At 58.8% G+C, this 20,825-nt stretch carries 12 protein-coding genes; 5 read left to right on the top strand and 7 right to left on the bottom strand.

Annotation, left to right across the window (positions count from 1 at the left end; all coding sequences use genetic code 11):
• Positions 1-4: 4 nt before the first annotated feature.
• From ACIQZK_RS06265 to ACIQZK_RS06240, 6 genes are all read right to left on the bottom strand, one after another.
• On the bottom strand, positions 5-1,756 hold the full coding sequence (locus tag ACIQZK_RS06265; protein ID WP_397575382.1) for a DUF885 domain-containing protein: 1,752 nt from the start codon (positions 1,754-1,756) through the stop codon (positions 5-7).
• A 104-nt stretch (positions 1,757-1,860) separates the two neighbouring features.
• On the bottom strand, positions 1,861-2,898 hold the full coding sequence (locus ACIQZK_RS06260) for an aspartyl/asparaginyl beta-hydroxylase domain-containing protein (protein ID WP_397575381.1): 1,038 nt from the start codon (positions 2,896-2,898) through the stop codon (positions 1,861-1,863).
• Between the two features lie 49 nt (positions 2,899-2,947).
• Complete coding sequence (gltB, locus tag ACIQZK_RS06255; RefSeq protein WP_397575380.1) at positions 2,948-7,474, bottom strand: glutamate synthase large subunit; 4,527 nt, start codon at positions 7,472-7,474, stop codon at positions 2,948-2,950.
• Positions 7,471-8,913 carry an NAD(P)-dependent oxidoreductase gene (locus ACIQZK_RS06250; protein ID WP_397575379.1) on the bottom strand — a complete coding sequence of 481 codons (1,443 nt, stop codon included), beginning with the start codon at positions 8,911-8,913 and terminating at the stop codon, positions 7,471-7,473. Before ACIQZK_RS06250 ends, gltB begins: the two co-directional genes overlap by 4 nt.
• Before the next feature lie 163 nt (positions 8,914-9,076).
• Entirely contained in the window at positions 9,077-9,877 is an 801-nt protein-coding gene (locus ACIQZK_RS06245; RefSeq protein ID WP_397575378.1) for an undecaprenyl-diphosphate phosphatase, read from the bottom strand.
• Positions 9,874-10,791, bottom strand: a complete 918-nt coding sequence (locus ACIQZK_RS06240; protein WP_397575377.1) for a complex I NDUFA9 subunit family protein — start codon at positions 10,789-10,791, stop codon at positions 9,874-9,876. Before ACIQZK_RS06240 ends, ACIQZK_RS06245 begins: the two co-directional genes overlap by 4 nt.
• Positions 10,792-11,045: 254 nt before the next feature.
• Between ACIQZK_RS06240 and ACIQZK_RS06235 the strand changes: the two genes are divergently transcribed.
• The 4 genes from ACIQZK_RS06235 to ACIQZK_RS06220 are packed head-to-tail and all read left to right on the top strand — an operon-like array spanning position 11,046 to position 18,300.
• Positions 11,046-13,238 carry an autotransporter assembly complex family protein gene (locus tag ACIQZK_RS06235; protein WP_397575376.1) on the top strand — a complete coding sequence of 731 codons (2,193 nt, stop codon included), beginning with the start codon at positions 11,046-11,048 and terminating at the stop codon, positions 13,236-13,238.
• Positions 13,238-17,398, top strand: a complete 4,161-nt coding sequence (locus tag ACIQZK_RS06230; protein WP_397575375.1) for a translocation/assembly module TamB domain-containing protein — start codon at positions 13,238-13,240, stop codon at positions 17,396-17,398. The genes ACIQZK_RS06235 and ACIQZK_RS06230 overlap by 1 nt, the downstream gene beginning before the upstream one ends.
• On the top strand, positions 17,398-17,568 hold the full coding sequence (locus ACIQZK_RS06225; protein WP_397575374.1) for a hypothetical protein: 171 nt from the start codon (positions 17,398-17,400) through the stop codon (positions 17,566-17,568). The genes ACIQZK_RS06230 and ACIQZK_RS06225 overlap by 1 nt, the downstream gene beginning before the upstream one ends.
• A 60-nt stretch (positions 17,569-17,628) precedes the next feature.
• A complete protein-coding gene (locus ACIQZK_RS06220; protein ID WP_183939356.1) occupies positions 17,629-18,300 on the top strand; it encodes a glutathione S-transferase family protein in 672 nt (223 codons plus the stop codon).
• Between the two features lie 48 nt (positions 18,301-18,348).
• On the opposite strand, the gene ACIQZK_RS06215 is transcribed toward ACIQZK_RS06220, so the two are convergent.
• A complete protein-coding gene (locus ACIQZK_RS06215; RefSeq protein ID WP_397575373.1) occupies positions 18,349-18,774 on the bottom strand; it encodes a sugar transporter in 426 nt (141 codons plus the stop codon).
• Positions 18,775-19,090: 316 nt separating this feature from the next.
• Here ACIQZK_RS06215 and ACIQZK_RS06210 point away from each other — a divergent pair, with 316 nt between their 5' ends.
• Positions 19,091-20,599, top strand: coding sequence for a YifB family Mg chelatase-like AAA ATPase (locus tag ACIQZK_RS06210; RefSeq protein WP_397575372.1), 1,509 nt, complete (start codon positions 19,091-19,093; stop codon positions 20,597-20,599).
• Positions 20,600-20,825 lie beyond the last annotated feature (226 nt).

Raw genomic sequence — 20,825 nt, 5'->3', positions numbered from 1 at the left:
GGGCCTAGCCCTTCGCTTTTTCTGCGGCGACCCAATCCTTAATCTGCTGCTCCAACACATCGAGCGGGACGGAGCCTTGGCCCAATACCGCGTCATGGAACGCCGCAAGGTTGAATTTCGGTCCAAGCTCTTTGGTCGCCATGGCCCGCAATTCACGGATCTTCAGCTCGCCCAATTTATACGCCAGTGCTTGGCCCGGCCAGCTGATGTAGCGGTTGACTTCGGCTTCGATATTGGCGGCCGACAGCGCGCTGTTGTCGGTCATGAAGTCGATCGCCTGCTGCTTGCTCCAACCCTTGGCATGAATGCCGGTGTCGACGACCAAGCGGCATGCGCGCCACATTTCATAGGACAGCCGTCCCATGTCTTTGGCCGGCGTATCATATAGGCCCATTTCGATACCCAACCGTTCGGAATAGAGGCCCCAGCCTTCGGTAAAGGCGGTGAAGAACGCGCCATATTTGCGGAAGTCCGACAAGGGCAATTCTTGCTGCAACGCGATTTGGTGGTGGTGCCCGGGGACGCCCTCATGCACCGACAAGGCCGGAATTTCCCAGAACGGGCGCTGGTTCAGTTTCGACGTGTTGACGAAATAGGTTCCGGAAATGCCGATTTCGGGCGATCCCTGATTATAATAAGCCGTCGTGGTGCCTTCGGCGGTTTCCGCCGGAATTTCCTTTATGCCATAGGGCAGGCGGGGCAGGCGGCCGAACAGGCTGGGCATTTTGCCATCGATGATCTTGGTCACCCGCGCGACCTTTTCCATCAGCTCTTCGGGTGTCTTGGCGTAATATTGCGGGTCCGTCCGCAAATGTTGGATAAACGCCTCGCGGCTGGGATATCCCGCCTTTGATGCGACCTCGACCATTTCGGCGCGAATACGTGCCACTTCGTTCAGCCCAATTTGGTGGATTTGCTCTGCGGTCAGGGACGTCGTTGTTTCTTCACGAACGCGGGACGCATAATATTTGGCACCGCCCGGCTGCGCCGACACGCCGGGTGCTGTGGCGCACGCTGGCTTATAGCTTGCGGTATACCACGCGAGTTGCTTGTTCAGCGCGGGGTGAATGACCGTGCGGATCGTGGCTTCCGCTGCCTTGGCCAAGCTTGCAAAGTCGGCTTCGGAAATGCCCGCAGGCCGCTTTCCCGCATAAGGTTCATAGAAACGCGACTTGTTCACGTCGGTCGTAATCAGCCCGCTGATGGTTCCTTCAAAGCCCTTTAGCGTGACGCAGGGCTGGGTATATTTGCCCTTGATCGCGACATTGGCCACCGCGATATTTTCATCATTCACCCGCGCATATTGGGCGAGCCGCGCATTGTAGCTTTCAAAATCCGTCTTGGTGCGAAACGGCAGATTTTGCGCCATGCCGGCAAGCTGCTGGTGCCAACTGGAATAGGTCGTGAAATTGATCGCGCGTTGCCCGAAACTGTTGCCCTCGATTGTTGAGTTCAGCGCGCGGCGTAATATGCCCGCCTCCACCTTTGATGCGGCATTCAACGAATCAGACGGGATGGCATTTAGGCGGGCGAGAAACTTCGCGGCATCGGCGGCGCGGCGGTCCTGTGCGGCCAAGGTGTAGTCACCCAGTTCCGATGCATAATCATTCACGCCCAGCGCGCTGGCATAGACCGGCTGTTCCTTCAGCGCATTCGCCCAGACATCATTCACCAGCGTGACAAGGTCGCCATTGGCGTCGGCATGTGCCGGAACGGCAAGGGCCAAAATCGATCCAGCGAGTAACAATGTGCGCATAGGGCTTCTCCTCAAAACAACAATGTGCGGACTAAAGCAGGGGCGAACGCAATTGACCAGACCCTTAAGCAAGTCCTCTGCGTGCTTTGCTGGTGGCTGTGTGGTCAGCGGTAATTGTCGACGATGGCGAACATCGTGGTGATTTGATCGCGCTCGCTTTGTGAAAGCTCGGGCCGCCAGATATCGAATATCAACACCAGCCGGTCATAGGCGCTGTTGTTCCACGCTTCATGTTCGACACTGTCATCAAAGGCGATGACTTTGCCTTCCTGCCATTCAATGGTCGAGCCGCCAACGCGAAAGCCGCAATCGGGCGGAACCACCAAAGGCAAATGGCAGATAAAGCGGCTGTTCAACATGCCGCTATGCGGCGGGATTTTTGCGCCGGGCCGCAAAAGCGAAAGCATGACCGACGGCGCGCGCGGGCCAATGTGACATAACGGCACATGGTCCATCACCGCGCGATAAATGTTGGGGCAACGCTGGATATGTTCGTCCACCGCCGCGCCATTTTGCCACAGATGCAGCGTGCTCCAGTCCGCATTTTCCAACAGGCCATGATGGTCCTGCTGCGGCCGTGCGTTGGCCAATTTCATATAAGGCTGAAAACCGTCATGCTGCGCCAGCAAGGCCAGCGCCTCGCGCTGCATGTCGGGGAACACAGCCTCCAGCTTTGCCACCCAGTCCCACGCGGTGGTGTCGGCAAATTCGACATGCGCCATATCGGGGTAATAATGCGCCATCGGCTTTTGCGGAAATTGCCGATATTCCGCAGGTCGTTGCACATCGCCGAACATCATATCGAGCGATTGGCGAAAACGCGGATGCTGCTGTTCGCGGGTAAAGCCTGCGGCGCGCATGCCATCGATCAGCGTTTGACGGAACAGGTCCGCCAGCCATGCGACCGCGATGTGCGCGCGCGCGATTTCGGTGGCGACGGCCGGGTCGGATGATGGCCGCGCGGCGGCGGTGCGAATGGCGGCGCTGTAATACGCATTGGCGGCGCGACGGTCACCGGCCTCGCGCCGTCGGTCGGCTTTGGCAATCAGCGCGATGATGTCAAAACGGTCCGCCGTCAGCCGCGCCTCTGCCTCCGCCTCGGACGGGAAACCGGCTGGGGTCTGGGGTTCTGCGGACGACATTGCCAAGCATTACGCCATTGCAAGGCGCTTTGGCAATGTCAGCCGCCACCTATTCCGCAGCTTCCAGCACCTCATGGTCGGAAAGCGGCTGGCTTAAGCGGGTCAGCATTTCCTTCGGGCATATCTGCCAGAATTCACCGCGTCTGCGGTCCCAATCTTCCAGCAATGATTGCGACCATGCGCTGTCCGTGGCTTGGGCATGCGCGGTGATCAGCGACTTCAGCTGGTCTTCCCAATAGGCGCTGTCGAGCCGTTGCCAGACAATGCTGTCCGGGTTCGCCATCTTTGCAAAATCGCCTTCGGTGTCGAGCACAAATGCCATGCCGCCGGTCATCCCTGCGCCAAAGTTGCTGCCAACCTTGCCCAATATGACCGCCATGCCGCCGGTCATATATTCGAGACCGTTTGATCCGCAGCCTTCGACCACGACATGCGCGCCGGAGTTGCGAACGGCAAAGCGCTCGCCGGCCTGTCCCGCCGCCAATAGGCGTCCCGACGTTGCGCCATAGAGCACCGTGTTGCCGATAATGCTGTTCTGTTGGCTGGTGAGCGGGCTGCTGACCGTTGGCCGCACGATGATAGTCCCGCCCGAAAGCCCCTTGCCGACATAGTCATTGGCATCGCCAAATACTTCCAAGGTAATGCCCTGACACAGGAATGCGCCAAGCGATTGTCCCGCCGAACCACGCAAGCGCACATGGACATGTCCTTCGGAAAGGCCCTTCATCCCGTATAGGCGCGTGATTTCGGAACTGAACCGCGTGCCAACCGCGCGGTGGGTGTTGCGGACATTATATGTCAGCTGCATTTTCTCGCGCCGTTCGAACACCGGCTTTGCATCATGGATCATCTGCGCATCAAGGCTGTCTGGCACTTCATTGCGGAATGTCGGGATGCTGAAGCGGCGTGCGCTGTCGGGCGCGTCGACCTTGGCAAGGATGGGGTTGAGATCGAGATCGTCCAAATGCTCCGCGCCGCGGCTGACTTGGCGCAGCAGTTCGGTGCGGCCAATGACTTCATCAAGACTGCGATAGCCAAGCTTGGCCAGAATCTCGCGCACTTCCTCGGCAATGAAGGTCATCAGGTTGATGACCTTTTCGGGCGTGCCCGTGAACTTTTTGCGCAAGGCTTCGTCCTGCACACAGACCCCGACGGGGCAAGTGTTGGAATGGCACTGGCGCACCATGATGCAACCCATGGCGACAAGGCTGAGCGTGCCGATGCCAAATTCTTCCGCGCCCAAGATCGCGGCAATCACAATGTCGCGTCCGGTTTTCAGGCCGCCATCGGTGCGCAGCTTGATACGATGCCTAAGGCCGTTGAGCGTCAGCACCTGATTGGCTTCGGACAGCCCCATTTCCCATGGTGTCCCTGCATATTTGATGCTGGTTTGCGGGCTTGCGCCCGTGCCGCCAACATTGCCCGAAACGAGGATGACGTCGGCATGCGCTTTTGCCACACCAGCGGCGATTGTGCCGATACCCGCTGCACTGACCAGCTTGACGCACACCCGCGCGCGCGGATTGATTTGCTTCAAATCGTAAATCAGCTGGGCAAGGTCTTCGATCGAGTAAATGTCATGGTGCGGCGGCGGTGAAATGAGCGTGACGCCGGGCGTCGAATGCCGCAGACGCGCAATCATTTCGGTGACCTTGAAACCGGGCAATTGCCCACCTTCACCGGGCTTTGCACCCTGTGCGACCTTGATTTCAATTTCTTCGCATGCGCCAAGATATTCGGCGGTTACACCAAAACGGCCGCTGGCGATTTGCTTGATGACGCTGTTGGCATTGTCGCCATTTTCATAGGGCTTGAACCGCTTGCTGTCTTCGCCGCCTTCGCCGGATACGGCCTTTGCGCCAATCCGGTTCATGGCAATGGCCAGCGTCTCATGCGCCTCAGGCGACAAGGCGCCAAGCGACATGCCCGGCGTGACAAAGCGTTTGCGAATTTCGGTGATCGCTTCGACTTCATCAATCGCAACGGGTTCCTTGGCGAAGTTGAACTCCAACAAATCGCGCAAGTAAATCGGCGGCAGTTCCCGCACGCCTTGGGCAAATTGTGTGTAGGTTGAATAGCTGTCATTCGCGACCGAGCTTTGCAAAAGATGCATCAGACCTGCCGAATAAGCATGCTCTTCGCCGCCATTGCGTTGCTTGTAAAAGCCGCCAACTGGCAAGCGAGCAACCGCCGTGTCAAACGCCTCTTCATGGCGATCACGCGCGTTCACATAGAGCGAATGATAGCCTTCGCCCGAAATCTTGTTCGGCATTCCGGGGAAGAAGTCGTTGACCAAGGCACGCGACAGGCCAACCGCTTCGAAATTATAGCCGCCACGATAGCTGGAGATGACCGCGATGCCCATTTTGGACATGATCTTCAACAGCCCTTCATTAATGGCGGTGCGGTAATTCTCGACCGCTTGGGTCAGGGCAAGTCCACCCAATAGCCCGCGCGCATGGCGGTCGCCAATCGCGGCTTCGGCCAGATATGCGTTTACCGTGGTTGCGCCAACGCCAATGAGCACCGCGAAATAATGCGTGTCGAGACATTCGGCAGAGCGGACGTTGATTGACGAATAGCTGCGCAAACCATTGCGCACCAAATGCGTGTGCACAGCGGCAGCGGCAAGGATCATGGCAATGCCCACGCGGTCGGCGCTGATATTTTTGTCGGTCAGGAACAATTCGGATTTGCCCATGCGCACGGCGGCGACGGCTTCTTCGCGGATCCGCGTGATGGCAGCGCGAAGACCTTCTTGTCCTTCGGAAATGTCATAGGTGCAGTCAATTTCTGCGCCCGCTGCGCCAAAGGCAGACTTTAACCGGCGCCAGTCATGCGACGTGAGGACGGGGCTGGCAAGGACAAGCACGTCGGCGTTCTGGCTCTTTTCTTCCAAAATGTTGGCAAGGTTCGAGAAACGCGTTTTGAGGCTCATCACATGCCGCTCGCGCAGGCTGTCGATGGGCGGGTTTGTCACTTGGCTGAAATTCTGGCGGAAGAATTGGCTGATGAGGCGCGGCTTGTCGCTGATGACGGCGAGCGGCGTATCATCGCCCATCGAACCAATGGCTTCCTTGCCATCTTCGATCATCGGCGCGAGGATCATTTCGACATCTTCCAGCGTCATGCCGGCGGCGACCTGACGCTTGGTCAGTTCCGCGCGCGACCATGCCGGGGCATCATCCTGCCCTATGTCGGGCAAGTCGGTGATGGCCCGGAAACCACGCACGAGCGCGCCATAATCCTGCTCTGCCGAGATGCGGTCTTTCAACTCGCCATCGCGGTACAATTTGCCTTCGTCGAGGTTGACGGCAATCATTTGGCCCGGACCAAGGCGGCCCTTTTCCAATATTGTCGTTTCGGGAAGAACGACCATGCCGGTTTCAGAACCGATGACGAGCAGATTGTCCGACGTGCGGCTGTAGCGCAATGGGCGAAGGGCGTTGCGATCAACGCCTGCAACCGCCCAATGGCCATCGGTCATGGCAAGTGCTGCCGGGCCATCCCATGGCTCCATCACGCTGGACATATATTCATACATCGCGCGGTGCGACGCGGGCAGATTGGGGTTTGACTGCCACGCTTCGGGGATCAGCATCAGCTTTGCCGTGGGCGCTTCCTTGCCCGAACGGACCAAGGTTTCGAACACGGCATCAAGTGCTGCAGTGTCCGATGAACCTGCCGGAATGACGGGTTTGATGTCGTCCGAATGCGCACCAAAGGCGATGCTGGCCATTTTGATTTCGTGGCTCTTCATCCAATTCTGGTTGCCACGGATCGTGTTGATTTCGCCATTATGGGCAAGGCCGCGGAACGGCTGCGCCAACCACCATTGGGGGAACGTGTTGGTCGAATAACGCTGATGGAAAATCGCAACGCGGCTTTCAAAACGGTCATCCTGCAGGTCGGGGTAAAAGACCGAAAGGCTCTCGGCGAGGAACAGGCCCTTATACACAATCGACCGGCACGACAGCGAGCAGATGTAGAAATCGCGAATTTGCGCGGCGATGATCTTCTTCTCAATCCGGCGGCGGACGAGATACAGATTCTTTTCAAACTCGGCCGCATCAACCGCATCGGGCATTGGGCCCGCGATCATAATCTGTTCGATTTCGGGCCGGGTGGCCTGCGCCTTGTCGCCGATAACCGACACGTCGACCGGCACCTGACGCCAGCCATAAATGGTGTAGCCCGCGTCAATGATTTCCGCCTCGACAATCGTCCGGCAGTTTTCTTGTGCGCTCAGGTCGGTGCGCGGCAGGAACACCATGCCGACCGCCAAACGGTTTGGCATCGGGCGATGGCCGCTGTCGGCAATGGCATCGTCAAAGAAGCGGACCGGCAAGTCGATATGCAGTCCCGCGCCATCACCCGTTTTGCCGTCGGCATCAACGGCACCGCGGTGCCACACGGCCTTGAGCGCCTCAATCCCCGCGGCCACCACGCGGCGCGATGGCTTGCCATCGGTCGCGGCAATCAAGCCAACGCCGCAGGCATCGCCTTCGGATTCCGGATAATACATGCCCTCATTGGCGAGGCGTTCATGTTCGGGGGTGGGGTAGAATATGGTCATGCTGCAACCTTTTCACGGCTTGCTTTTGATTTCAGATAATTGTGCATATGCTGCGTCACATCGCGGCCATCACGGATCGCCCAGACGACAAGGCTCGCGCCGCGCACGATGTCGCCAATGGCGAACACACCGTCGAGGTTGGTCATCTGCGTATTATGGTCGACGCGAATGGTGCCCCAGCGGGTGACGTTCAGGTCAGCCGCGCCGAACAATACCGGCAGGTCTTCGGCTTCAAAACCAAGCGCGGTAATCACCAAGTCGGCATCGAGTGTGAAGTCACCTTGCGGATCATTTTCCGGCGCGCGGCGACCCGATGCATCGGGCGCACCAAGGCGCATTTTCGAAACCTGAACACGCTCGATCTTGCCATTGCCTTCAAAGCCCTTGGGGCCCGAAAGCCAAACAAACTCGACGCCTTCTTCTTCGGCATTGGCAACTTCCCGCTGCGAACCTGGCATATTTTCGCGGTCGCGGCGGTAGAGGCATTTCACCGACTTGGCGCCTTGACGGATGGCGGTGCGCACGCAATCCATCGCGGTGTCGCCGCCGCCAATGACGACGACATTCTTGCCCTCGGCATTCAGCGCGCCGCTTTCGAACGCGGGCACAGTATCGCCAAAGCCCTTGCGGTTCGACGCGGTCAAATAATCCAATGCCGCCACCACGCCATTCAGGTCGCCGCCCGGTAACGACACCGCGCGTGCCTTGTACACGCCGGTCGCAATCAGCACGGCGTCATGCTTGGCGCGCAATGCGTCCAGCGTGGCGTCACGGCCAACTTCGAAATTGGGATGGAAATGGATGCCCGCATCCTCAAGCCGCTTTAAGCGGCGCATGACGACGTCTTTCTCCAGCTTAAAACCGGGAATGCCATAGGTCAGCAGACCACCCATGCGGTCATAGCGGTCGTACACATGCACGTCATAGCCCGCGACGCGCAGATATTCAGCGGTGGTCAGGCCACCGGGGCCGCCGCCAATGATGCCGACCGATTGCCCGCGCGATGGGCCGACCGCAACGGGTTCGACCCAGCCCTGTTCCCAAGCGGTGTCGGTGATATATTTTTCGACCGAGCCAATGGTCACAGCGTCGTGACCGGAAAATTCAATGACGCAATTGCCCTCGCACAAGCGATCTTGCGGGCAGATGCGGCCGCAAATTTCGGGCATCGTGCTGGTCAGATTGGAAAGCTCATACGCCTCACGCAAGCGCCCTTCGGCGGTCAGGCGCAGCCAATCCGGAATGTGGTTGTGCAATGGGCAATGCACCGAACAATATGGCACGCCGCATTGCGAGCAACGCGATGCCTGATCCGCGGCGTCGTCGGACGCATAGCGCTCCGCGATTTCGGCAAAATCTTCTGCACGAAGCTGCGCCGCCCGCTTTTCAGGGTAGGCCTGCGGTTTTGAGATAAATTTCAGCATCGGGTCTTTGGCCACAGCGCACACTCCTTGAATATGCGCCGCGCCTACCGCGGCAAACGGCGGATGTCACCCATAAAACCGAATAATAGGACAGCTAAACTGTCATATACTGTATATTTTGTGCCTAAATGAGGGGCTCACGCAATATTATTTCATATATTTATGACCGTTTCGGCCCTTACCGCATGGCCAGCCACAGCAAAGCGGCTGAACCCACAATGATTCGGTAATAGGCAAATGGTGCGAAACCATATCTGCCCACCAGCGCCACGAACGCTTTCACCACAATCACGGCAACGACAAATGCGGCGGTGAACCCAATGGCAATCATGTCCAGATCATCGGCACTCAGCAGCGCCCGGTCTTTCCATAGCGCGTAAACCGTCGCGGCCATCATCGTTGGCACGGCGAGGAAAAACGAAAATTCGGCCGCCGTTTTGCGTTCGACGCCCATCATCAGCCCGCCCATGATGGTTGCACCTGACCGGCTCACCCCGGGCAGCATGGCGGTGCACTGTATGAGGCCGATGGATAAAGCCGTGCCGAACGGTATGTCCTCAACCGAATGGAACCGGACATTTTTCACGATCCGCTCAAGAACCAATATGATGATGCCGCCGACGATCAGCGCGATGGCGACAATTTCGGGCGTTTGCATGGCGGCGCGAATGGCATCGTACGCGACAACGCCAATGAGAAGCGCTGGCACAAAACCGAGCAGGATGTTGCGCGTGAACGCGATTGGACCGGGTTGCAGTTTCAATAAGCCGGTGCCGACGGCCCAGAAACGCTGCCAATATACCAGCAACACCGCCAAAATTGCGCCCAGCTGGATTGCAATTTTGAACGCGATCGAACTGTTATCGGTAAATCCGACCAGTTCACCGGCTAGTATGAGATGGCCGGTCGACGATACGGGCAGAAACTCCGTAAGCCCCTCGATAATGCCGAGGAGAATAGCAATCAGCCAATCGTTCACTGACCGCCACCAAAGCGACCATGCCGGCGATAGATGTTCAACCAGTCAGCGCCAATTGTATCAAGCGGCGTGGGTACGATGCCATAGGCCGCAAGCCCATCCGTGCCGGTCACGACATTGTCCTTGCCCAGCATCCTATACTGATCTTCGGTAATCGGGGCGCCCGGCAACCAACCCGTGCCTTTGGCGAGCAGCTTTGCCGCGATGTCGGGGACTTCCACAAACATCGGATCGCGCCCGATGGCTTTTGCGATCCAGCGGTTTAGCTCCATCATCGAGAATATTTCGGGGCCACCCAATTCAAGCGTGCTTCCGTCCTGATGGGCCACGGCCTTTGCAACCGCCTTGGCGACATCGCCGACAAATACCGGCTGGAACTTGGTGTCTGCGCCAATCACGGGAACGACAGGAAGCGACCGGATCATTCCGGCAAAACGATTGATGAACTGGTCTTCGCGGCCAAACACGATGGATGGCCGAAGGATAACCGCCGACGGAAATGCCGCGCGAACCGCAGCCTCGCCGCCTGCTTTGCTTTGCCCATATACCGCTTCGCTCTGCGTATCTGCACCAATGGCCGACACATGCACCAGCGCTTTGACACCAGCGGCGGCTGCGGCCCGCGCAACGATGCCTGCGCCGACATTTTGCACAGCGTCCATATTATGGAAGCTGCCGACAAGATTGATAACCGCATCCGCGTCCATCACGGCGCGTGCCACACTTTCGGGCTTTCGCACATCCGCTGCCATCAATTGAACCTGCCCGACATTGCCGAGCGGCTTGATATGGTTGGCGCCACCGACATTGCGGCAGGCCACACGAATACGTGCGCCTTCGTTCAACAGCGCCTGCGCCACATAGCGGCCCAGAAAACCGCTGCCGCCAAAAATCGTTATCAACTTGCCTTGCATAAATGCTCCATCATGCAGCGTGTGAATTGGTTGGCGCTTTGCACCACCGCCCGAAAGCTTTCAAGGCCGACCTGCGCCCGCTTGCAGATAATTGGTCCGCCCCGTGCCTTATCATTGGCATCCTATTATCTTCTGGGTAACGGAATTTGCTGTGCCTTTATCGAACCCTGTGCATAGAGAGGCGTTAGGCTCGAGAGAATGTCCGTTTGATCCGATTAACTGCCTTTTTGTATCTTGGTTGTGCGGCCGCCCCTTTGCTCGCGCAAAATCTCGCTGCCGGTGCCGTTGCGCCCGTGCAGGGGCCATCCACCGTGCCTACGAAAGTTTTGAGCCCCGCACCCGCTGATCCGCAAACGCCAATCATCGGGGACGCGGAATTCGACGCCGCCATCCCGTCGTTGGACGACGCGCCGTTGGAGAGCATCGACGCGTGGCAGGCCGAACAAGAAGCGCGTGAAGAAGGCGGCACGGCGCAGCAGCAGGCAACACAGACCGCTGCCGATCCGCCGATTGCAGCGGTGCAGGATGGCGATGCCGTTGAAATCCTGCCCGACCCACCCGTCACGGACCCGACGCTGGACGATCCGCTTCCGCCAATTGATGGCTTTGATGCGGAACCACCGCCTGAACCGACGCAGGCCGCCGAACGCGAGGCGCGGGCGTTGCGCTATGTTGTGCGTATCGATGGGCTGGATGCCACAAAGACGACCGATGTTGCCAAAGATGCCGACGGGGTCGCCGTGGAGGCCGCCGTCTGGCGCGACGTGCGCGGACGATTTGATAGCCTGTCGGTGCTCAACGATGGTGATGGTTCGGCGGAAAACCGCGCAGAAATAAGCCAACGCGCACGCGCCGACCGTCAGTTGCTGTTGGATGTCCTAAATGGTCAGGGCTTTTTTGATGCTGATGTGCGTGTCGCGGTTCAGCCATCTGTTGTGGAAGGCGAACCGTTGAACGTCATCCTGACGGTTGTACCCGGACGGCGTTACTATCTCGGGCAAATCGCCTTTGCCGCGCCTGCCGTTCAGCCGGCGGATCTTATCAGCCGCAGCTTTGTTCCCAAAAGCGGCGATCCGATTGTCGCGGATATCATCTTGGCTGCCGAAGCGAATATCTCGGTCAAGTTACCAGAAAATGGCTATCCTTTCGCAAAGGTTGGCGAGCGGGACATATTGCTGGATGGCGACAGGGGCATTGGCGACTACAGCTTGCCTGTGGAAACGGGCGCACGCAGCTATTTCGGGCAATTGCGGACCGAAGGCAGCACGGCTTTTGACGCCGACCATGTCGCGATATTGCGGCGGTTCAAGACCGGCGACCTGTATGACAGCCGGAAAGTTGACGATTTGCGCGCGGCGCTCATCGCCACGGGCTTGCTGTCGACGGTATCTGTTGAACCGGTCCCCGGTGCGGGTAGCGCGCCAGATGGAACGCCTTATGCCGACTTGCTTGTGCGGCAGGAAGCGGCACCGCCGCGCACCATTGCGGGCAGCGCAGGCTATGGCACGGGACAGGGCTTGCGTGCCGACGCAAGCTGGACACACCGCAATCTGTTTCCCCCGGAAGGATCGCTGACCGCAGCGGGCGTGGTGGGGACAAAAGAGCAAGCTGTGAGCATATCTGTCGCGCGCGCCAATGCCGGACGGCGCGACCGCAACATCGACATATCGCTGACCGCTCTGCACAGCAATTACGACGCTTTTGAAGCCTATACCGGGCGTCTGGCAGGAACAATGTCGTTCGTATCGACGCCAATATGGCAAAAGAAATTCACATGGTCGATTGGCGCTGAAATATTGGCGACATCAGAAGATCAGTTCGATTTCGCGCGCGGGCTTCGCGACCGGCAGTTCTTTTATGTCGCGGCACTTCCCGGGCAAGTGGGCTTTGACCGGTCGGACAATCTATTGGACCCGACCAAAGGGTATCGCGTCAATGTGCGCGTGTCGCCAGAGACATCGCTTGGGACCGGAAAGCAGATGTATGCGCGGTCCATCCTTGACGCGTCTTATTATTATCCGGTGAAAGACAATATCGTTGTGGCCGCGCGCGCGCGGGCAGGGACGATATCCGGCATCGCACGCGATAACCTTGCCCCTTCGCGGCGCTTTTACGGCGGCGGCGGCGGATCGGTGCGTGGCTTTGGCTATCAACAGCTTGGCCCGAAAGATCCGAATAATGATCCGGTGGGTGGCCGGAGCATGAACGAATTTTCGCTGGAAGGCCGCTATCGCTTTGGCAATTACGGCGTTGTCGGCTTTGTCGATGCCGGACAAGCATATGAATCGAGCATTCCAAAGTTCAACGACTGGCGCATGGGCGTCGGGGTTGGCGGGCGCTTTTACACCAATTTCGGCCCAATCCGTCTGGATGTCGCAACGCCCATCAACCGGCGGCCGGGTGAATCGCGTGTCAGCGTCTATGTGTCGATTGGACAGGCGTTTTGATGATGTGGCGCCGGGTTGCCATCGGGGCTGGGGCGGTCATGGCATTGCTGTTGCTGGTGATCGCCGGCGGCTATGTGTGGTTGGATACCCAATCCGGACGGAATTTTGTCGCGCGGCAGATTGCTGCGGTCGAAATGGAAAATGGCCTCAACATCCGCATCGGGAAAATTGAGGGTTCGATTTACAGCGATACCATCCTACGCGATGTCCAGTTCCGCGATCCCAAGGGCCGCTTTGCCCGTGCGCCGGAAATCCGGCTTGATTGGAACCCGCTGTCTTATTTCTCCAGCGGCGTAAACATCACCTCGCTGCGTGCGCCCACGCTAAACGTCGCACGGATGCCGGCATTCCGCATGGTGCCCGACCGGGGTGACCCGTTGCTGCCCGATTTGGATATCAATATCGGTCAGCTGCAAATTGACCGTATTGTCTTTGCAAAAGGCATCACCGGCGAGGAACAGGTCGCCTCGCTGTCGGGCAAGGTCCAGATCGCCGATCGCCGCGCAATTGTTACCGCGACGGCGGGCAGCCTTCGGGGTGACCGCATCGTCCTGAAACTGGATGCCGTGCCGGACGATAATCGTTTCGATGTCGACCTGAACCTCGACGCCCCGGCCAAGGGCGTTGTGGCCGGGCTGATGGGACGTGACGTGCCCATGCAGATGACCCTCGCTGGCCGTGGCAGCTGGCGCAAATGGGACGGCGCTTTGTCCGCGCAAATGGGTGCGGAAAAAGTTGCGGACATTGCCCTGACAGCGCGGGAGGGCACCTTTACCGCAAAGGGCACCGCCGCGCCCGTCAAGTTGATGGCGAACAGCTTGTTGATGCGCGCATTATCGCCCGTGGCGAACATCGACATGGCGGCACGCTTTGCCGAACGGTCTGCGAAAATCAGCGGGACATTGCGGTCGGCCGCGATGGAGATGCGCGCAGATGGCATTGCCGACCTGGGCGAAGCGCGTTTCCGCGATCTTGCCCTGGACATCCGTTTGCTTCGGCCCGGCATCATCGGATCGAACGTCAGCGGCACAAATGTGCGCGGCAAGGCACTGCTCAACGGGGCATTTGCCGAACCCAATGTGGCATATTCTGCAACAGCCAAGCGTTTGGCATTCGGCCTTACGACCTTTGAGGATGTGACGCTGAGTGGTGAGGCACAAGGTGCGGCTGACCGCTTCCTCATTCCGGTAAGCGCCCGCGCGCGGCGCGTCACTGGCATCAACCAAATTGCCGGTGGCTTGTTGACCAACGTGCGCCTGAACGGTGATTTGGCGATCGCAAAGGGGCGCCTGCTTTCGGATAATCTGAAGATCCGTTCAGACCGTATCAACGCCACCGCCTTGCTGGTCGGCGACATCAATAAAGGTTTTTTCACGGTCGCGTTGGACGGGAAAGTCGACGGCTTCCAAGTGAACTCGGTCGGGCTGTTTAACGTCGTCGCCGACGTTGATCTCGAAACCACCCTCGGCAAAGATTATGCGCTGGTCGGCACATTAAAGGGACGTTCCACGCGATTGTTCAGCGCGGGCGCGCAAAAGTTTCTGGGTGGGCAGATGTTTGTCGATGCCGGCATTCGATACGGCAGCAACGGCATATTGCAGATTACCCGCGCGACCGTCGTCTCGCCGTTGTTCCGGCTGAATAGCGGCACGGGAGCTTACGTAGCGCAAGATGGCCGCGTACTATTTAACGGGCTTGGCTATTCGAACCAATATGGGCCCGTCACCGTCGCCATGACCGGGACTTTTGACGATCCGGTGTATCGCATCACTGCGACCAATCCGGGCTTTGGCGTTGGTTTGTCGAATGTGGTCGGCGTGGTCACGCAAAGCCAGCGAGGATATGCGGTCGCACTGACGGGCATGACCGATTATGGCCCGATCAGCGGTGATGCCGATGTGCTTTCGGGCGATGGCCCGCTGACGATTGACATCCTACGGGGCGATTTTGCGGGCATCGGCATTACCGGTCGCATCCGGCAAGCCGCCGCAGGTCCCTTTGTCGGCACGCTAACCGGTGCAGGCGCAGGGTTCGACGGTAAAATTGACCTTTCGGCGCAAGGCAGTTTCCAACGCGCGGTCGTTGATGCGGTGGCGTTGAATGCGGAACTCGCCGGCGCGCAAAAACTCGCCATCGGGCGCGGCATCATCAAAACCGATATGATCCTGTATGACAGCCCGCAAATTGTCGCGGATGTTCAAATGGAAAACGCCATATGGAACGACATCGCGATTGCCGCCGCCCGGGCAAAGATCAACTATCGCGATGGGACAGGGACGGGGCAGATATTGGCGGAGGGCCGAAGCGAAGTGCCCTTCCGCGTCGCCGCCAATGCAGATTTCACCCCGCAGCTTTGGCGCATCGCTGCCAAGGGCCGGGCGAACAGTGTCGATTTCGCAACAGCGGGTCCCATACGCATCATCCCGCGCCGTGGCAGCTATGATATTTTGCCGAGCACCATCAAACTGGCGCAAGGTTCGGTCCGGCTTGCCGGTAGCTATGGCGACACGATGACGTTCCAATCTCGGTTGGACAAGGTCGACATAGCAGCTTTGAATCCTCTCTTTCCCGTTCCCGGCCTGAGCGGAACCGTCACCGGAAGCATCGATTGGGCACAAGCATCCTTGGCGGCTTTTCCGCGTGCGGATGCACGGTTGGACATCAGCAGCTTCGTCCGCGCAAATCTGGGGTCGCGTTCGCAAGCTGTCGATATCAGTCTGGTCGGGCGATTGTTGCCCGATGGCGGCAATGCGCGCGCGATTATCCGGCGGCGTGGTGCCGCTGTGGGGCGCGTCCAGATTGACCTGACACCGCTGCCGCCCGGCACAGCCAGTTGGACCGAACGATTGCTTGCCGCGCCCTTGTCCGGTGGCGTGCGCTATAATGGTCCGGCAGATACGCTGTTTTCGCTGGCGGCTTTGGCGGATCAGAGCCTGTCCGGAAATATCGGCGTCGCGGCCGATTTTTCGGGCCGTCTCCAAACGCCGCAACTGACCGGCGTTGTCCGCGCCAATGACCTGACTTATGAAAATGATGTCTATGGCACGCGGTTGACCAATTTGCGCATCCGCGGTCTGTTTACCAACGACCAGTTGGACGTGACCGAGCTGAGCGCAAAGGCGGGCGACGGGACGGTCAGCGGCAAGGGCATTGTCAATCTCAGCTCGGCCAAAGGCTTCCCGGTTCAGCTGAACCTTGATCTCGACCGCGCACGTGTTGCCCGAAGCGAACTGATCTCGACAACGGCAACCGGACAAATCACCGTAACCAATGCGCCGGATGGTTCCGCACTGATCCGCGGCAAGTTGCGCCTGCCCGAAACGCGTTACAAAATCATCCGACAGGGCGCGGCGAAGGTTGCAACACTCACCGGTGTCCGCCGCAAACAGTCCATTCGCCGTCCGCGTGTGTCCGGTGACGCCGATGCGATCGCAAGCCTGCCCAGCAACTGGAAACTCGACATCGCGCTTGAAGCGCCCGGCAACTTATATGTCACCGGCATGGGGCTTGAATCCGAATGGGGCGCCAAATTGCGGATAACAGGCACCAGCGCTGCGCCGTTGATTTCGGGCGATATGGAATTGGTGCGCGGCACATTGGGTTTTGCCGGACGGTCGTTCGAACTGGAAAGCGGCCGGATATCCTTCAACGGCGGCCCCGCCGCTAACCCGTCGATCCGCGTCGCCGCCGCCAGTGACGTCGACGGCACGACGGTGCGCGTCAACATTAGGGGCACGGGCCAAAATCCCGACATCAGCTTCAGCTCGACCCCGGCATTGCCGCAGGATGAGATTATGGCGCGCATATTATTTGGCAATTCGATTGGCGAACTGTCCGCGATTCAGGCGGTGCAATTGGCAGGGTCGCTGAACAATTTGCGTGGCGGACCGGGCGGCCTTAACCCGCTTGGCGTGCTTCAGTCGGCAACAGGATTGGACCGGCTACGCATATTGGGCGCGGATGACGTCACCGGACGCGGTATGGCGGTGGCTTTTGGCCAATATATTACCAATGATGTCTATGTCGAAATCGTCACCGACGCGCGGGGCTATACGGCAACGCAGCTGGAAATCAGCCTGACGCCCGCGCTTTCGATCTTAAGCCAGATCGGCAGCGGCGGAACGTCCAACGTCAATGTGCGGTATAAAAAGGATTATTGATGCGTCGTGTTGCGTTCATTCTGCTGCTCATACTGGCTGGATGTCAGAAGGATTTTGACAGCCAATATGCCGAAACCGAACGCAAGGTGAAGGCGGCCGAGGCCAAGATTGACGCAGAAATGGCCGAGGAAGCCAAACGGGAGCCCGGCGAAGTTTCCAATTCCAACTAATCTATGCGCTTTTATGGCGCACCCCTTCACATTTTGGTTAACCGGCCCTAACAGATACGCATGTGGCATCTCCATCAATATCCGCTGTGTCCCTTTTCGCGTAAGGTACGACTCCTTTTGGGCGAAAAGGGTGTGCCGTACAGCCTCGTGCGCGAAAATCCGTGGGAACAGCGCGACGAGTTTCTACACATGAACCCCGCTGGCCGCACGCCGGTGATGCGCGATCCGGAACGCAATATCACTTTGGTCGATTCGGTCGCGATTTCAGAATATATCGATGAAACCGTTGCCACTAACCCGATGATTACGGGCACTGCGCAATATCGCGCCGAAACACGCCGGCTGGTCGCATGGTTTGACGAACAATTTTATGGCGATGTAACGCAGCCGCTTCTGCACGAACGGATGAAAAAGCGCCTGATCGACCGGCAACCGCCCGAGTCCAAGATATTGCGTGAAGCGATGAAACTGGCCAACGGGCATCTCGATTATATCGATTACCTGATTGACCACCGTGCATGGCTGTCCGGCGCGGTCATGAGCATGGCCGATCTTGCCGCGGCCGCACAAATTTCGGTGGCTGACTATCTCGGCGGCATTGACTGGACGGGGCATGAGCAGACCAAGGCGTGGTATGCGATGTTCAAGTCGCGCCCAAGCTTCCGCCCATTATTGTCCGAGCGGATGGAAGTCATCACCCCGCCCAAACATTATGAGCAGGTGGATTTTTAGGCTTCTGCCAACGCGACCAGTCGCGCCATTGGCTCTCCCTTGGAAAGTTCAGGCCAGCCAACCCTTGCGTTGCCAGTGCCGTGACACCTGCCACTGCACCACCGCCATCACGATGACGAACATCGGGAAGGCGAGCATGGCGATGTCGGATTGTGCACCACTGGCGATCAAGAAGGGGTAACTGAACTGGATGATGATAGCGATCAGGCTGAATGAAAAGGCAAGCGACGCCCAATATTTGCGCATCAGCAGGCCGATGGCACCAAGCGTTCCGACGCCAACGCCGATGGCATAAGCCGCCCACGCCCAGCCCGGCATCGATACCCATAAGTCACGCTGGTTCTGCGGTAGCGCAGCGATGTCTGCGGCTGTCATCGTCCACTGGCTGACAAAGGCGCCGACGCCCATGAGGTTCCAGAGCAGGAAGAGGATGCTGACCCAAGTCAGCCAGCGTGGTGTGGTCATTGCGTTCATATAGGTGCTCCAATTGTGCACTGACGGGCAGTGCAGAGAAGGGGGTGGCGACTCGCGATAATGTGAAAAGCATAACAATTGGTTGGTATCTATCAATCCAAGCATGACGTTCGCGCGGTGTAACCGCGCCGGACGAACATGGTTTCGGCGCAGATTTGATATACCAACGCTTCGTATACGAACCGGCAGCGGTTGCCCTGAGCGGGATTTTTCGCGCATCGCATATGTGTCGACCACTGGACCGGTCGACCGGACCTCCGCTGCAGCTTCATCCCAGTGCGGCGGGGGTCCATATTGAGTCATGCGGGGTAACAATATGGTGTCGATAGTCTCGACGGTTGCCTATCTCGGGCTCGAAGCACGCAGTGTCGAGGTACAATGTCAGATAGCACCCGGCGTGGTGAGTTTTGCGGTCGTGGGGCTGCCGGACAAGGCCGTGGCCGAGAGCCGCGAGCGTGTGCGCGCCGCGATTTCCGCGCTTGGACTTGCGCTGCCCCCCAAACGGATCACGATCAACCTGTCGCCTGCGGACTTGCCCAAGGAAGGGTCGCATTATGACTTGCCCATCGCATTGGCCTTATTGGCTGCGATGGGGTTGGTCGATGCAGAGACGCTGGCCCAATATGTCGTGGTGGGGGAGCTTGGGTTGGATGGCCGCGTTGCGGGATCACCCGGGGTGCTCCTCGCGGCTCTACACGCATCATCACGCGGCATGGGGTTGATATGTCCGGCAGTGCAGGGGTCCGAAGCGGCGTGGGCCGGCGAGATAGAAGTGATCGCTGCGCCGGATTTGCTTGGGCTACTGAATCATTTGAAGGGGCAGTCGCTGCTGCGCACCCCTGAACCCGGTATCGCCGAAGCGCGCAAAGGCGGTCCTGACATGAAAATGGTGAAGGGGCAGGAAACGGCTAAGCGCGCGCTTGAGATTGCGGCTGCGGGTGGCCACAATCTGTGCATGGTGGGTCCGCCGGGTGCGGGCAAGTCGCTTTTGGCGTCGTGCATGCCGGGTATATTGCCCGAACTGACGCCCGCCGAAGCGCTGGAAGTGTCAATGATTGCATCGGTGGCCGGTACGTTGGAGGGCGGGCGGTTGATGCGCACACGGCCATTCCGCGCGCCGCACCACAGCGCATCCATGCCGGCGTTGGTCGGTGGCGGCCTGCGCATTCGGCCGGGCGAAGTAAGCCTCGCGCATCTGGGCGTTTTGTTTCTGGACGAACTGCCCGAATTTCAGCGCGCTGTGCTCGATAGTTTGCGGCAACCGCTGGAAACACGCGAAGTCAGCATTGCGCGCGCCAACAGCCATGTCACATTCCCCGCCAATGTGCAGCTGGTCGCCGCCATGAACCCGTGCCGTTGTGGGCATTTGGGTGATGCCACTTTGGCGTGTAGCCGCGCGCCGCGTTGCGCCGCCGATTATCAGGCCAAGATATCGGGACCGTTGCTTGATCGCATTGACTTGCATGTTGAGGTGCAGGCGGTGAGCGCCGCAGACCTTGTCCTGCCGCCGCCCGGCGAAGGATCGGCGGAGGTTGCTCTGCGCGTCGATGCCGCGCGCCAACTGCAAAGTGCGCGTCTGGCGGGGACTGGCCTGCGCACCAATGCGGATTTGGACGGTGACGCGCTGGCTGCCTTTGCCAGCCCCGACGCCGCTGGCCAGAAATTGCTGGCGCAAGCGGCGGAAGCGATGCGGTTATCCGCGCGCGGCTATACGCGCATCTTGCGGGTCGCCCGAACGATTGCCGATCTTGCAGGGTCGAGCGACGTTGGCCGCATCCATATCGCAGAGGCCCTGAGCTATCGCAGGCAAGCACCGCGCAATTGAGTTCAGATTATGCCGAGTGGAGATTTCTGGGGGGGCGCACGCCGCGCGCCGAGAAAAATGGTGGTGCGGATGGCGGGACTCGAACCCGCACGCCCAAAAGGACAACAGATTTTAAGTCTAGGACCATTGGTTGCCTACAACTACCTAAACTATCCTAATAGCATGGAACTCATAGATTTTTTATAAATCTCATAGCCCAAACATTCCCGGAACTTCCGTGTAATTC

It is taken from the genome of Sphingorhabdus sp., from assembly GCF_044338195.1.
Taxonomy (GTDB): Bacteria; Pseudomonadota; Alphaproteobacteria; order Sphingomonadales; family Sphingomonadaceae; genus Sphingorhabdus_B.
This window is presented reverse-complemented; position numbering and strand designations above follow the sequence as displayed.

Coding starts and splice junctions, on each gene's coding strand:
- ACIQZK_RS06265 (WP_397575382.1), bottom strand. CDS start 1,756: ATGCGCACATTGTTACTCGCTGGATCGATTTTGGCCCTTGCCGTTCCG.
- ACIQZK_RS06230 (WP_397575375.1), top strand. CDS start 13,238: ATGATGTGGCGCCGGGTTGCCATCGGGGCTGGGGCGGTCATGGCATTG.
- ACIQZK_RS06240 (WP_397575377.1), bottom strand. CDS start 10,791: ATGCAAGGCAAGTTGATAACGATTTTTGGCGGCAGCGGTTTTCTGGGC.
- gltB (WP_397575380.1), bottom strand. CDS start 7,474: ATGACCATATTCTACCCCACCCCCGAACATGAACGCCTCGCCAATGAG.
- ACIQZK_RS06225 (WP_397575374.1), top strand. CDS start 17,398: ATGCGTCGTGTTGCGTTCATTCTGCTGCTCATACTGGCTGGATGTCAG.
- ACIQZK_RS06215 (WP_397575373.1), bottom strand. CDS start 18,774: ATGAACGCAATGACCACACCACGCTGGCTGACTTGGGTCAGCATCCTC.
- ACIQZK_RS06210 (WP_397575372.1), top strand. CDS start 19,091: ATGGTGTCGATAGTCTCGACGGTTGCCTATCTCGGGCTCGAAGCACGC.
- ACIQZK_RS06220 (WP_183939356.1), top strand. CDS start 17,629: ATGTGGCATCTCCATCAATATCCGCTGTGTCCCTTTTCGCGTAAGGTA.
- ACIQZK_RS06260 (WP_397575381.1), bottom strand. CDS start 2,898: ATGTCGTCCGCAGAACCCCAGACCCCAGCCGGTTTCCCGTCCGAGGCG.